The 15111-nt window shown below is 33.6% G+C and carries 14 protein-coding genes and 2 pseudogenes; all 16 read right to left on the bottom strand.

Annotated features, from left to right (window positions below; genetic code table 11):
* Nucleotides 1-218 precede the first annotated feature (218 nt).
* The gene (gene sucB, locus KA828_RS06220; RefSeq protein ID WP_075108484.1) at nt 219-1490 is read right to left on the bottom strand and encodes a dihydrolipoyllysine-residue succinyltransferase; all 1272 of its coding nucleotides are present in this window, start codon (nt 1488-1490) and stop codon (nt 219-221) included.
* Between the two features lie 15 nt (nt 1491-1505).
* Nucleotides 1506-4310, bottom strand: coding sequence for a 2-oxoglutarate dehydrogenase E1 component (locus KA828_RS06215; protein ID WP_210125761.1), 2805 nt, complete (start codon nt 4308-4310; stop codon nt 1506-1508).
* Nucleotides 4311-4774: 464 nt separating this feature from the next.
* Complete coding sequence (locus KA828_RS06210) at nt 4775-6136, bottom strand: HAMP domain-containing sensor histidine kinase (RefSeq protein ID WP_210125759.1); 1362 nt, start codon at nt 6134-6136, stop codon at nt 4775-4777.
* The gene (locus KA828_RS06205) at nt 6133-6792 is read right to left on the bottom strand and encodes a response regulator transcription factor (protein WP_053030862.1); all 660 of its coding nucleotides are present in this window, start codon (nt 6790-6792) and stop codon (nt 6133-6135) included. Before KA828_RS06205 ends, KA828_RS06210 begins: the two co-directional genes overlap by 4 nt.
* A gap of 358 nt (nt 6793-7150) precedes the next feature.
* A pseudogene (locus tag KA828_RS13140) lies at nt 7151-7257 on the bottom strand (hypothetical protein); the annotation flags it as partial.
* A 377-nt stretch (nt 7258-7634) separates the two neighbouring features.
* Nucleotides 7635-8255 carry a phosphatase PAP2 family protein gene (locus tag KA828_RS06200; protein WP_210125757.1) on the bottom strand — a complete coding sequence of 207 codons (621 nt, stop codon included), beginning with the start codon at nt 8253-8255 and terminating at the stop codon, nt 7635-7637.
* 18 nt (nt 8256-8273) lie between these two features.
* Nucleotides 8274-9341, bottom strand: coding sequence for an undecaprenyldiphospho-muramoylpentapeptide beta-N-acetylglucosaminyltransferase (locus tag KA828_RS06195; RefSeq protein WP_210125756.1), 1068 nt, complete (start codon nt 9339-9341; stop codon nt 8274-8276).
* 18 nt (nt 9342-9359) lie between these two features.
* Complete coding sequence (locus KA828_RS06190) at nt 9360-9863, bottom strand: GNAT family N-acetyltransferase (protein ID WP_210125754.1); 504 nt, start codon at nt 9861-9863, stop codon at nt 9360-9362.
* Between the two features lie 18 nt (nt 9864-9881).
* Nucleotides 9882-11354, bottom strand: a complete 1473-nt coding sequence (locus KA828_RS06185; RefSeq protein ID WP_210125752.1) for a S41 family peptidase — start codon at nt 11352-11354, stop codon at nt 9882-9884.
* 292 nt (nt 11355-11646) lie between these two features.
* Complete coding sequence (locus KA828_RS06180) at nt 11647-11868, bottom strand: YozE family protein (protein ID WP_053030848.1); 222 nt, start codon at nt 11866-11868, stop codon at nt 11647-11649.
* Nucleotides 11868-12368, bottom strand: coding sequence for a PTS sugar transporter subunit IIA (locus KA828_RS06175; RefSeq protein WP_210125750.1), 501 nt, complete (start codon nt 12366-12368; stop codon nt 11868-11870). The genes KA828_RS06180 and KA828_RS06175 overlap by 1 nt, the downstream gene beginning before the upstream one ends.
* Before the next feature lie 12 nt (nt 12369-12380).
* Nucleotides 12381-12809 (bottom strand): peptide-methionine (R)-S-oxide reductase MsrB, encoded by a 429-nt coding sequence (msrB, locus tag KA828_RS06170; protein WP_210125748.1) that lies wholly within the window; start codon nt 12807-12809, stop codon nt 12381-12383.
* Nucleotides 12802-13329: a peptide-methionine (S)-S-oxide reductase MsrA gene (gene msrA / locus KA828_RS06165; RefSeq protein ID WP_107630269.1), complete on the bottom strand. Its 528-nt coding sequence runs from the start codon at nt 13327-13329 to the stop codon at nt 12802-12804. Before msrA ends, msrB begins: the two co-directional genes overlap by 8 nt.
* A gap of 122 nt (nt 13330-13451) precedes the next feature.
* Nucleotides 13452-14297 (bottom strand): fatty acid kinase binding subunit FakB2, encoded by an 846-nt coding sequence (fakB2, locus tag KA828_RS06160; protein WP_075108492.1) that lies wholly within the window; start codon nt 14295-14297, stop codon nt 13452-13454.
* A gap of 26 nt (nt 14298-14323) precedes the next feature.
* Nucleotides 14324-14803, bottom strand: coding sequence for a dihydrofolate reductase (locus KA828_RS06155; RefSeq protein ID WP_053030831.1), 480 nt, complete (start codon nt 14801-14803; stop codon nt 14324-14326).
* A 52-nt stretch (nt 14804-14855) separates the two neighbouring features.
* Nucleotides 14856-14960 (bottom strand): annotated as a pseudogene (locus tag KA828_RS06150) (thymidylate synthase); the annotation flags it as partial.
* Nucleotides 14961-15111 lie beyond the last annotated feature (151 nt).

Below are 15111 nucleotides of genomic sequence, written 5' to 3'. Positions count from 1 at the left end.
CGCATTTCTCTTAGAACCATTCTTTTTAAATTCGTTGTCCCACTCCCGCAAGGATGACTAGAACTGAGAAAAGCTTGATTAAAGCGCCTTCTCAGTTCAGTCAGCTACTGCGAATTTGCAAAATAGCTTCATTATTTTATTTATGTCTCAGCCTTTATTTAGCTAGGAATGATGTCCCAGCCTTATCAATATTAGTTTGAGGTTATTTTCCGTTATGATTAGCTTTCTAATAGTAGGTCTTCAGGGCTTTCGATCAATTCTTTTATCGTTTTTAAGAATCCTACTGCTTCTTTACCATCAATAATTCTGTGGTCATAACTTAAAGCAATGTACATCATAGGTCTATTTTCAATAGTATCTTTATCGATTGCAATTGGTCGAGTAATAATAGAGTGCATACCAAGAATTGCTGCTTGATTACCGTTGATAATAGGTGTACTCATCATTGATCCAAATACACCACCATTAGTGATTGTAAATGAACCATTGACCATATCATCTAGGCCGAGTTTTTTCTCGCGCGCTTTAACTGCTAGGTCAGCAATCGCTCTTTCAAGTTCTGCAAAGTTTTTCTTATCACAGTCTCGTACGAATGGAACTAATAGACCATCATCAGTAGAAACAGCGACACCAATATCATAATATTGTTTAGTAATCATATCATCGCCATCAATTTCAGCATTTACTTCTGGATATTTCTTCAATGCTGCGACAGCGGCTTTAGTGAAGAATGACATGAATCCTAATTTTGTACCATCATGATCTTTAATAAATTGTTCTTTTTTACGCTTACGTAATTCCATTACGTTTGTCATGTCAACTTCATTAAACGTCGTCAGCATAGCTGTATTATTAGATACTTCTAGTAATTTTTTAGCAGCTGTTTTCTTTCTACGTGACATTTTTTCTCTAATTACTGGTTTATTAGGCGCACTTGAAGCTTTTTTAGGTGCTTCTTTTTTGCTAGCTTCTTGAGAAGGTTGTGATTGAGTTGATTTTTGGCTATTTTCAACGTCATCTTTACGAACAACATCATTTCCTTTTCCAGAAACAGTACTTAAATCCACGCCATTTTCACGTGCATGACGACGTGCTGACGGTGTCGCATTAATACGTTGATTGTTAGAAGATGATGGTTCCTCTTCTTTATTAGATTGTGGTTCAGTTGGTTGTGCGTCTTTCTTACCGCTATCATCTGAACTATTAGATTGAGCGTCGTCTGACGCCTCTGATTTACTTGCTGTTGGATTTCCACTACCTTCACCAACCGTAGCGATGACTTGACCAACTTCTACTGTATCGCCTTCTGAAGCTAACTGTTCTTGAAGCACACCTTCTTCTTCAGAAACTACTTCAACGTTAACTTTATCTGTTTCTAATTCTAAAATAGCTTCGCCTTTTTCAACGCTATCTCCCACATTTTTTAACCATTCTGCAATGGTACCCTCTGTTATAGATTCTGCTAATTCTGGAACTTTTACCTCTGGCATAATATTTCCCCCTAGTTATTTTTCAATACTACTTTCAATGATTTGATTTTGAACAAGCTTATGAATTTCTCCATCACCTTCAGCTGGTGCTGCACGTTGTATTCTACCATGATAACTTAAATTATATTGGTTACCTACAAGTGATTTTAAGTAAGGATAAACAAACAACCAAGCCCCTTGGTTTTTAGGTTCTTCTTGAACCCAAGATACAGTCTCAAGATTTGGTAATTCATTTAATACTTCTTTAATTTCCCCTTCAGGGAATGGATATAAACGTTCAACTGCAACTAGTAAAATTGAATCGTCAGGATTTTTAGCTAAATGTTCTTTTAAATCAATAAACATTTTACCTGAAGCTAGTACGAGTTTAGTCACTTTGTCTTTATTTCCATCCTCAACAATAATTGGTTTGAAGCCACCTGTAGTGAATTGATCAATAGGCTTAGCCACTGTTTTATTTCTTAATAAACTTTTCGGAGACATTACAATTAGAGGTCTCATCGCTTCAGTGCCCAAACTTTTAGCTTGTGCTCGTAATAGATGGAAATAGTTGCTTGAACTTGATAAGTTAACGACCGTACTGTTATTCTCTGCAGCTAATTGTAAAAATCTTTCTAAACGTGCTGAAGAGTGTTCAGGGCCTTGACCTTCAAATGCGTGCGGTAAGAATAGTGTTAAGCCACTTCGTTCTCCCCACTTCGCACGAGCTGATGACATGAAATTATCAAACATCATTTGAGCCATATTTGAGAAGTCTCCATACTGCGCTTCCCAAATATTCATACTATTTTTATTCTCAACATTATAACCATACTCGAAACCAACCACGGCAGCTTCAGATAATGGACTGTTGTGCACTTCAAATGTCGCTTTTTGATTAGGTACATGATGCAACGGAGTATAAGTATCACCATTTTCTTCATCATGTAGCACAGCATGTCTATGACTGAATGTACCACGTTCACTATCTTGTCCAGTTAGGCGAACTGAAATGCCATCTTGAACGATGGTTGCAAAAGCAAGTTGCTCTGCTTGAGCCCAATCAACTAAACCATTTTCTTTTTCAAAAGGTTCTCGACGTTTTTCAAGTACTTTATTAAGTTTTTTTAGTATGTGGAAATCTTCAGGATATGAAAGCATAGCATCATTGATTTCTTTGAGATGATCTATTGAGAAATCTTTATCATCACTTTGCAATGGTTCTTGTAATGATTCAGGTTTCTCCATATCTGGATTATCCATTTTATCTGATTTATCAATCTTATCTTGGGCAGCACGCATTTCTTTTTGAACTTTATCCATAACGTCATCCATTTGTTCCTTAGAAATAACGCCATCCGCTACCAATTGATTACCATAGATGATTTCAACAGAATCATGTTTGCGAATGTTTTGGTATGGAAGTGGATTTGTAATTGAAGGTTCATCCATTTCATTATGCCCGTATCGACGATAACCAACTAAATCAATGACAAAATCTTTATGAAATTCTTTGCGGAATTCCATTGCAATATCAATAGCTTCAATTGTTGCTTCTACATCGTCTGCGTTTACATGCAAAATCGGTACATCATACCCTTTTGCAATATCAGTAGAATACGTTGTTGAACGACCATCCACTGGTTCTGTTGTAAATCCAATTCTATTATTAGTGATGATATGTAATGCACCACCAGTTGAATAACCATTTAGGTTACTTAAATTCATTGTTTCAAAGTTAATACCTTGTCCTGGGTATGCTGCATCCCCATGTATAATAATAGGCATACCTTTATGGAAGTCTGTTGTTGGTTTACCAGCATGGTGTGTATCATCTTGTGATGCACGTGTCTTACCAATTACAACTGGCGCAACGATTTCCAAGTGACTTGGGTTATTAGCTAATGAAATACGTTGTTCAATACCGTATGATGAAGTTGTCTTCACACCACCTAAATGATACTTTACATCTCCTGTCCAACCAGCAGTTAATTCAAGGCTGCCGTCTTCAGGTAAGAATTTCATTGGGTCTGTGTGCATAAATTCAGAAATCATCATTTCGTATGGTTTTTCAAGTACGTGAGTTAAAACATTTAAACGACCTCTGTGTGCCATACCAATTTGAATGTTATTAATGTCAACTTCAGCTGCACGCTTTAATGTATGTTGTAACATTGGTACTAATGTATCGACACCTTCAATTGAGAATCGTTTAGCACCAACAAAGTTTTTGTGCAGATACTTCTCAAAGCCTTCAACATGCGCTAAAGTATCGAATAATTGCTTTCTTTCGTCATTATTGATGTTCGCTCTATAAGGTGTTTCGATACGACGTTTTAACCACGTGCGTTCTTTATTGTTATTAATATGATTATATTCAAAAGCAATTGGCCCTTTATAACGTTTCTCCATTCGTTGAATTGCCTCGTATGCATTATCATAAATATCTTTGAAATGATCAGATACGATATCTGCTGAGACATTCTCCAATGTTTCTTTATCTAAGTTAAACTCTTCAATTTCTAACTTAGGAAGATTGGTTCTTTCTGGAGCGTTAACAGGGTAAATGTCAGCTTTAAGGTGACCGTATTGTCTAATATTATCAATTAAACGCATAATACGTTTAATTGTACCGTCGCCTGCTGATGAACCACTCCCTTCAGTGGTAGACTTAGCTTCAACGTGAGCTTCGCCGTTTTTTATTGTGCTGAAAAGCACTTGTAAATCATCTGGAACCGAACTTGGGTCTTGTAAGTAATCATCATATAAATCTAACATTAGACCTAGATTAGCGCCAAAGTTTACAGGAGCTTCTGTAACATCCTTGTTATCCTTTGCCATAATATTACCCTCCACAAAATAGTTAAACCGCTTACAGGTCAATAATAGCACTATTTCTAGCATTGATAAAGTCCATTAACAGAATATTATGGAAAAAACAAAATAACTAAAATAGGTACGCTAAATTTATCTAATTATAAGTAAAGATTAATGAGAAAACGATAAAAAAGTAGAATTGAAATTGGAACATGAGGTTTGGTTAATCTTAGTGTAGATAGATGATCAAGAAGAAAAAGGGAGAGGATCAGAAATAAAGTTTTGAAAATTGATTTCTGGTCCTCTCCCGGCTTGCTTAGCTTTTAGAATTTCTTGATGAAATTCTCTTAGCTGGGGCGCTTCGCTGTCAAGGTGGACTAAAATTAAAAGTGGTTGTTGTAAGTGCATGTTTAACTCAGTTAACTACTGCCAATATGTATTTGTAGCCTGAGACATCGTACTTGTCCCAGGCTTTTGAATTAATGTCGTTATTTGAATATAATTTTGAACGTTGTGTATTTGTTTACTTCACTATCAACCGTAATGTAACCACCATACTGCTGAACAATCTTCTCAGCAATTGAAAGACCTAGTCCATTACCACCTTGGCTTCTCGCTCGTGATTTATCCACTCTATAAAAACGGTCAAAAATAAATTCTTGATCTTCTTTAGGAATGCCGAGGCCATGGTCTGTAATTTCAATACTGATTTGTTTATTTCTTAATTGCGTCGCTATTTCGATTTGCTTATTATCTTTATCATACTTCATCGCATTATCTATAAAAATCAGTAACAGTTGTTCAAATTGATGACGGTTGATTTGTAATGTTAATGGCTTCTTGGACAAATGTGTTTCAAATTCATAATCTGGATGCAATTGTTTTAAAGATTTAATACGTGAACGTATTTCCTCATTGATGTTTACTTCTTCAAACTCTAAAGCTTGATTGTTCACTTTATCTTTAGTTAGTAACAATAATTCTTCTACTAGTTTTGTTATTCGGTTCATTTCTTCAAGTGAAATATTCAAAGATTCTTCAAGGACGGCCGGATCCTTTTTGCCCCAACGTTGAATTAAATTTAAATGACCTTGAATGATTTGAAGCGGTGTACGTAATTCATGAGAAGCATCTTCAACAAATTGGCGTTGTTGATTAAAAGATTCTTCAATTTGATACATCATATCATTAAAGGTATCAATTAAATTATCAGTTTCCTCATAGTTTGTCTTAAGCTCAAGTTTATTTTGAAAGCCATCACGACGTATTTGAATCATCTTATTAGACATTGTTACTAAAGGCTTCGTTAATTGCGTTGAAAAGATATAACTAATACCTGCCATGATGATTGTTGCTAATAAGCCAAATGCGATTGCCACAAAATACAATGACCGAACAACATTGTTGTAGCCTTCAAGTGAATGTATTAAAACACTGTAACCTTCAAAACGGTCACTATGTATTGGCTCAGTTATGATTAAATATGGCACGCCATGATGCTTTGTAATTTGAATTGTTTCAGGATTAACAAAGTCCACTTCAGGTTTGAAATTAATCATATTTTCATTCGAAGATTGCATCAATTGTTTACCATTACGGTCGTAAATAATCGCTTTTTCAAAGTTCTCTAAAGTAGCAGACAAATCTAACGTTGTGATGTCATCCATTGACCGAGATTCAACTAAATTAACGATATCACTAGAACTGTGTTCAGCTTCATCTATTTCTCCATCTCTTAAAGTGTCTTTTAAAAAGAATATGATAACTAAACAAAAAAGAATAATGGTACTAAACATTATCAGTGTTGTAATTATCATCCATTTATATTTTAACGTACCTTTTTTAATCATCTAATCACATACCCGACACCGCGAACGGTTTCAATTGTTTTTTCTTTATCAAAAGGTTTAAGTTTGTTTCGTAAATATCGAATATAGACATCTACGACATTTGTTTCGACTTCACTATCATAGCCCCAAACATGATCTAAAATTTGCTCTCTTTGTAACACACGATTTCGGTTAGTTGCTAACAAATAGAGTAAATCGTATTCAGTCTTAGTGAAATCTAACTGTTCGCCATTGATTGTAACTTTAAACGCATCAACATCTATTTTAATACCATTAATATCAATAATATCTTTCTGAGGTTGACGGCGTAATACTGCTCGAATACGTGCAAAGAGTTCTTCAATTTCAAAGGGCTTTACAATATAATCATCAGCACCATAATCTAAGCCAGTCACTTTATCATATGTATCACTCTTCGCTGTAATAATAATGATTGGTGTTGATTGTTCCTGTCTCACACGACGACATATTTCTAAACCATTTATATTTGGTAACATTAAGTCTAATATGATTAAGTCATAATTGTTACTTAACGCTTTATCAAGTCCTGATTGCCCTTCATATTCTATATCTACACTATAATTATCGTGCGTTAATTCTAGTTCTAAGAAGCGAGCTAAGTTCTGTTCATCTTCAACAATAAGAATGTTGGTCATTTTTATTTCCACCTCTTTTTAGATGCATTAATCTTAGTTTTAAAAGTGAGCGTGACAGAATTCTAAATGCTAATGTTCTGATTTCCAACTTGCATTGCTCATCTAGAAATGCGCTTTGACGGGAAGTCGTCACAAGAATGACTAGTACTGAGAAAAGTTTAATTAAAATACTTTCTAAATTCAGTCATCTATTGTAAATTTGCTAGTTCATCATCAAATTAATCATTTTGGCTCGAACTAAGTCAAATGCACTTTATCATAACATAACCTACATTTTATCACATCAGAGATTGAAATTAGATAAATGATTGAAATTGTAAATAGATAATCAAATTTAATTGAGAATTTTTCGCAATTATAATTGACAATGATTATCAATAATGTATAATAGTATTTGAAAATGATTATCAATACCGAATAAGACAATTCCCCCCACATATATTTCGTTCTTAAAGGATTGGTCATTTTCAAGTTATTCCCCTTTTATATGCCCGTAAAAGACTAACGTTAAAGTTTCAAACTTACTTTAAACGTTTTAATAAAAAGCAGTGAATCTAATGCCGAGGTTCACTGCTTTTTTTATATGTAGTGTTGAGAATGATATATTTAAATTTCAAAGGCGTGATTATATTCATGAATACTTTATTCATATGACTTTAAGATAGAAGGGAGTGGGACAGAATTCTTTTTAAATTCGTTGTCCACTNNCTCTTTGTTGGGGCCCCGCCCGCAAGGGTGACTAGAACTGAGAAAAGCTTGAATTAAGCGCCTTCTCAGTTCAGTCAGCTACTGCGAATTTGCAAAATAGCTTCATTATATTATTTTTTGTCCCAGCCTCTTGTTTAAATGGTTGGATATAAGTGGTTTTTAAGTATTAAAGTTGAAAGGACGATACAGAAAGCACCACCAATTATGCCAGCAATGACATCTGTAGGATAATGCACGCCTAGATATACTCTTGAAATAGAAATAAGAAGAATAAATAGTGCACATAATCCGATAATAATACCTTTATTATTGCCATTTGCTTGTCGATTTACTATGAACATTGCACTACCAAAGAATGATGTTGAGCCCATAGCATGACCACTAGGAAAACTAAATCCTGATATATCTATTAGTCGCAATAACGTTGGACGCTCACGGTCAAAGATATTTTTTAATAATGGATTTAATATACTAGATAGTGACATGACAATCACGAAGAACAGTGCTTCGATTTTAAAACGTTTTAACATTAAGTAAGCGACAAGCATCAATGAAAGGCATACCATGGCCCATACTTCTCCAATTTTCGTGGCCCCCAAAAGGATTGAGGTAGTGATAAAACTTTCAGATGAGTAAATAAATTCATACACTTCTGTATCAATCCATCTACCCAATCTAGACTCATGGAAGGATGCAATGATACCAAATATTAATGTAAAAACGATTAATAAGGTAATACGTTTTGCATGATTCATTGTCTACACCTCCTGAGTTTATAAAGCGTCTTGTAGAATTTTATTAAATAAATCCTCTTTGGTATAACTTTCGTTGTATGTCTCCATTTGTTTCACAATCGATTCTCGATTATGCTCAATATCTTTAAGTTGTTCCAATAATTTAACTTGTGTAAGCTGGTCTTCAGGAATCGTTCTACCATAGCCTTTAGATTCGAAATTCTTTGCGTTATCGATTTGATCCCCACGAGATTGATCAAGTCCTAATGGTATCAATAACATAGGAATACGCAATGTTAAGAACTCATAAATTGCGTTAGATCCTGCACGACTCACGACAGTGTCTGTAATAGCTAGTAAATCCGTTAACGTTTCTTTTACAAATTCATATTGAACATAGCCTTTAGCATCGATACGATCATCTACTAATCCATGTCCAGTTAAATGAATGATTTGATAATCTTGAAGCAAGGCTTCTAAATTTTCACGGATAGCTTGATTTAGTTTTTTACTACCTAAACTACCGCCCATAACAAGTAATACTTTTTTAGAATCATCGAAACCGGTTAATTGATAGCCTCGTGCTTGATTACCCTCTTTTAAGTCTTGGCGAATCGTAGCGCCTACGAAGTCTGCTTTTTCTTTAGGCAAGTACTTCAAAGTATCTTCAAACGTAGTATAGATTTTTTTAGCAAATTTTAATGAAATTTTATTAGCTAAACCAGGTGTTAGATCTGATTCATGGATAATCGTCGGTATATTCAATGAGCGTGCTGCTATGACTACAGGAACTGATACAAATCCTCCTTTAGAAAATAGCAAGTCTGGCTTTTCTTTTTTTAATACTTTACGTGCATCAATTATCCCTTTTAAAACTTTGAATACGTCTTTCGCGTTATCGACTGATAAATATCGACGTAATTTACCGCTAGATATTGGATAATATTTAATATTAGGTAACTGTGATTCAATCATTTCACGTTCAATACCTGTTTTAGAACCAATATAAAATGAGTCGTGTCCTTTATCAGTAGCTGTTGGAATTAAACTTAGATTGACCGAAACATGTCCAACAGTACCGCCACCGGTAAATGCTATTTTAGACATAGTAATTAACCTCTATTCTTAAATATTTTTATAATATGCATAGAATGGTGCGCCTCTATCAAATGGATGATAGTCAATTTCTGCTTCACCGACTTTTATGAAACCAAATTTTTCAAATAATCCTTGCGCTGGCTTATTTAAAGCAAACGTGTCTGTTAATATAACATGGATATTATGATCTTCAGCTAACTTTACAGCAAAATCAAATAATTCTGTAGCTGCACCTTTGTATTGTTGTGAGCCAGCAAGTCTATGAATGACATAGGCGCCTTGACGTTCGATTGGCCATTCTAAATCATCATACCATTCTGATTGTTGTTGGTCGACCACGATAAAGCCATAAATTGTGTCATTTTCTTCTAAAACATATAGTGTTTCAGCTTTGATATCCTCTTCAAAATGTTCTGACACTGGGTATTTATCATCCCATTGATTATTATTAAATTCTTTCATTAATGCTTTAGCTTCCTCAACTAATGCCTCTATTTGTGAAATATCTTGTAATTTACCTAACCTAATCATTGTTTTAAAAACACCTCTTTATTTTAGTTTGTTTATTAAATCATCTAATACTTTATCTTCTTTATTAGCTTTTTCAACTAATAATTGTGTGAATTTCTCGTTGGTTTCTTTATCAAATTTACCATTCACTTGTAATTGGTGGTCTGATTGGAATGATTTTATAGCTGTTTCTAATTGCTTATCAAATTGATTTGATTCATCGCCAACGTCATAATCTAATGCGTCTAAGCCAATTTTAATTGATTTTACATATTTGGTGTTATCACCCACAGTATATGTTTTATCAGTAGGAATGACACTGATAGATTGATATTTAGGTGATGCAATTTTAGTATCAGGTTGGATACCTTTACCGTGAATATAATGACCATCAGGTGTTAACCATTTCATTTGAGTATATTTCAATAATGAACCATCTTTGAATTCACGAGTTGTTTGTACTATTCCCTTACCAAATGTTTTTGAACCGTAAACTTTTGCTTTATGGTGGTCTCTCATAGCACCTGTAAAGACTTCAGAAGCACTTGCAGAGCCCTCATTTACTAAAATACTGACTTTCATGTCTTTAGCTTCTTTTGTAGCATCATTCGACGTTTTAATTGATTCAGTATCGTCACCTTTTTCAAGTTTGACAACCGTTTGATTTTTATCAATAAAGATATTCGCCATTTTAACTGCTTCATCAAGTAAACCACCAGGATTATTTCTTAAATCTAATACAATATTGCGCACACCGTCTTTATGTGCTTTTATGATTGCTGACTTGAGTTCTCCAGCAGTATTATCTTGGAATTTATTAATTGTGAAGACACCGATATGACCTTTGTTCTTATACTCCACGCTTTTTACATGAATTTTTCCACGCTTAATATTAATATCTTTCTCTTGTGAACCACGTTCGATTGTTAATTTGACGGTTGTTCCTTCTTTACCTCGAACTAATTTAACTACTTGGTCTAATGGCTTACCTACAACCGATTTTCCATTCACTTTAGTTACAACATCTTTAGGTTGTATACCGGCTTTTTCGGCAGGTGAATCTTTCATTGGGCTAGTAATCATGATTTGTTTATCTTTTTTCTGCATTTCAGCGCCAATTCCTACAAAGTCACCTGAAACATCCTCATTGAAACTTTTCGTCTCATCTTTAGTCATGTACTCAGAGTATGGATCTTTGAGTTCTTTTACCATGCCATCAATAGCGGCTTCAGATAAATCGCTAGCACTTTGTTTCTTATAATAATCATTATTAAGTGTCTTGTAGGCATACTCGATTTTCTTCATTTCTTGGCGTTCATCTTTATTTAATCCACTTATTTTGTGACTAATACCTATTGTAGCGGCAACTGTTATTCCAGCCGTTAATATTATAATTCCTAATATAAGTAATATGAATTGCCAAGTTTTAAATCGAATTTTCTTATTTGAAGATTTATCAATATCTTGTTTGGCATCAACATGATTGTGTCTCTCCTCAGAATGATGACTCATAAAACCACTTCCTCGTATAACATCGTATGTATTTATATTAATTTCATCTAAAAAGATAATATAAGTATGTCGTTATTTAAACATAAACGCAACTTATTAGAAAACAGATAGCTATTTACACATAAAAATGATAAAGGAGTGGAACAGAATTCGTTGTGAATTCAGAGTTCCACCCCGGCAAGGTTAACTGGAATTAATACCTTGTTTCAAATACACATTTCATTCAGTCAACTAATGCGAATGTACAATGCAAAATATAAAATTATAAATACTTGAATTGACTATTTAAAATTTAGAATTTCAGCCATTCTGTATATTCTTCATATAAATCATCAAATACTGACATCGGTAATGTTATATCACTTTGCATTTCGATATAATCAGATAATTGATTGAAATCTTTTTCATGTTTAGGAAAAGATAAATCATTAAATATTTCTTCAGCTAAATCTCCTTTGCTATCTTTACGACCTCTAGCTGTTAGCGCAAATTGATAAAAAGAATGTTCTTTCATTAGCTCATTGTCACATCTACGACTTTTGTTTCACCTTTAATCACTGCTTTAACATCATTAACATGAATTGATTCAGTCTGATCTGAATTTGTAATAATAATTGGTGAAATGACATCTTTCGCATTATTTTTAATATATTCTAAATCAAATTTAAGTAAAGGGTCACCAACTTGTACAGTATCACCGCTACTTACTAAGATTTCGAAGCCTTGCCCATCTAATTGAACTGTATCTAATCCAATATGAACTAAAATTTCTAAACCGTTATCTGCTTTAAGACCAATTGCGTGTTTTGTAGGGAATACATTATCAACTTTACCTTCGATTGGTGAAACTACTTCTCCTTCAGTTGGGTTAATACCAAATCCTTCACCCATCATTTTTTGTGCAAAAACTGGATCTGGGATATCCTCAATATTGATATATTCACCAGTTAATGTTGCATAAATTTCAATTTCTTTATTAACTTCTTTACCTTTACCGAATAATTTTTTAAACATTATTAGTCACTCCTATTTTTCAAAATGTGGAATTAAATCACCGTAGCCTAGCGCTTCTAATTTATCATAAGGGATAAATTGAATTGCTGCTGAATTAATACAATAGCGTAATCCACCACTTTCTTTAGGACCGTCATTAAATACATGTCCTAAGTGGCTATTAGCTTCTTCTGACCTAACTTCAGTTCTAACCATGCCGAATGTTTTATCAACCAGTTCAATGATTTCATCATCATCAAGCGCTTTCGAAAAACTTGGCCAACCACAGTTAGATTCAAACTTTTCTTCAGAAGTAAATAATGGTTTGCCTGAAATTTTATCTACATAAATCCCCTTTTCAAAATGATTCCAATATTCATTTTGAAATGGAGGTTCAGTACCATTTTCTTGAGTAACAAGATATTCCATGCCATTTAGTTCATGCTTATCTTTTTTAATCATTTTGAGACCCCCAATGTGTTTCGATGAATGATTTTCTTCCTGATCCACGTTGGTATTGCTCATAGTGTGCAGGATTCTTCTTATAATAATCTTGATGATATGCTTCTGCAGGATAAAAATTCTTATAAGGAAGAATTGGTGTTATAACCGGTTTTTTAAAAATGCCTTCCTCGTTCAGTTGTTGAATTTTAAGTTCTGCTGCTTTCTTTTGTTCATCATCGTGATAAAAGATAGCTGGTTCATAACTTTCGCCTCTATCGAAAAATTGACCACCACCATCTGTTGGGTCAAATGTTTTAAAATACACATCTAAGATATTTTCAAAGGACGTAATGTCAGAATTAAATTGAATTTGCACGGCTTCTCTATGACCAGTTTGATTAGTGCAAACTTGTTCATACGTAGGATTTTCAACATGTCCTCCACTATATCCAGATACGACATCCTCAATTCCTGGATATGATGTAAAGGGTTTAACCATACACCAGAAACATCCTCCAGCTAATGTTGCATATGCCATATTATTACCTCCTCTGTCATTTATTAAATTTACGATATAACTTTGTTAATTTAAAGTAATCTACTCACAACGATACTTTTATTTATTTAATATAAATAGGAAGCAAGTAATAAAATACGTGTTTAGTTTGGTTCACGAACAACAACCAAACCAATTGCACCTTGACCAGTGTGCGTTGATATAACTGGCGTAGTTACATTTACATCATATGTTTGCTGCCCAAATGCTTCGTCAAACTGTGTTTTAAGTTTGTCAACAAAATCAAGTACGTTAGCGTGAGCAACACCAATAGATTTAATTTTATGTTTATCAATAAATTCTGAAATTTCTTTTTTTAAATATTGTATGCTTGAATTTTGTGTTCGTGCATTATGCACAATTTCCAAATACCCATCTTCTAATGTACCGATAGGTTTGATTTTCATAATATTACCAATCAACCCTTTAGTCTTACTTATGCGTCCACCTTTGATTAATTGATTTAACTGTCCAATAACAACAAAAAGCTTGATGTTTTTTTGTAGTTCTTTAAGTTTATCAACAATTTCATTTGGTGAAAGATTAGTATTTATGAGTTCAACAAGACGTTGAATTTGGTATCCCAGTCCATATGAAATGGATTTAGAATCAATCACGGTTACTTTAGTGTCGACCATATCACTGGCTTGAAGAGCAGTTTGATATGTTCCACTTAGACCTGATGACATATGAATACTAAAAATTTCAACATCTTCTTTACCAAGTTCTTCATATAATTCAATAAATTTACCGATTGGTGGTTGACTTGTTTTAACATCCGCATTTTCTTCAATGCGTTGGATATATGCCTCAGATGAAATGTCAATTTGATCGACAAATGATTTACCATCAATCGTTAAGCTTAAAGGTACAACGTGGATATTATGTTGATTTAAATAGTCATGTGATAAATCTGATGTAGAATCAGTCACGATAATTTGTTTAGTCATAAGTGCCTCCGGTTAATCAATTTAATTTAATGTTTACGTACTAAGTGTAGAAATGTATGTGGAATTCTGTTTTTATCATCTAGTTCTCCTTCTACTGATGATTCTACTTCCCATTCTTCAAATGTATAAGGTGGGAAAAATGTGTCACCTTGGTGTTTACCATCGACTACTGTAATGTACATATCATCTACTTTATCAATCATTTCTTCAAATAATGATTGGCCGCCAAAGATAAAAATATGACCTTCTAAGTTGTAAATATCGTCAATAGAATGAATCACATCTACACCTTCGACGTTAAAAGATGTATCACTCGTTAATACGACATTTCTTCTGTTAGGAAGCGGTTTGCCAATTGACTCAAAGGTTCTTCTTCCCATTACCAATGTATTTCCAGTTGATAGTTTTTTTACGTGTTTCAGATCATTAGGCAAATGCCATGGTAAATCATTCTTATAGCCTATGACGCGTTGTTGATCGTGTGCAACTAAAATGGATAAAGTCATAATTCCCCTCCGTATCTATAATTTATTTAGATTAAATTAGTACTTTTGTTTATCACACTGCTATAGGTGCTTTAATAGCAGGATGTGCGTTATATCCAACTAACTCCAAATCTTCATAATTGATTTCAAAAATTGAAGCATCAGAATTGATTTTTAGGGCTCTACGTCAAATCGGACTGATGAGTCCTAATATTGAGATTAAGCAACCTTAGGTTGTTTAATCTCTTTTTTTGTTGTTGAGGCAAATATTATCGAAGTTATAATAATTCGATTACGTAAATTATCATAATTTCTATAACCAAAAGATA

The organism is Staphylococcus sp. GDY8P85P (assembly GCF_017892405.1).
GTDB lineage: Bacteria > Bacillota > Bacilli > Staphylococcales > Staphylococcaceae > Staphylococcus > Staphylococcus borealis.
The sequence above is the reverse complement of the archived record's forward strand: the minus strand, read 5'-3'. Positions and strand labels throughout refer to the sequence as shown.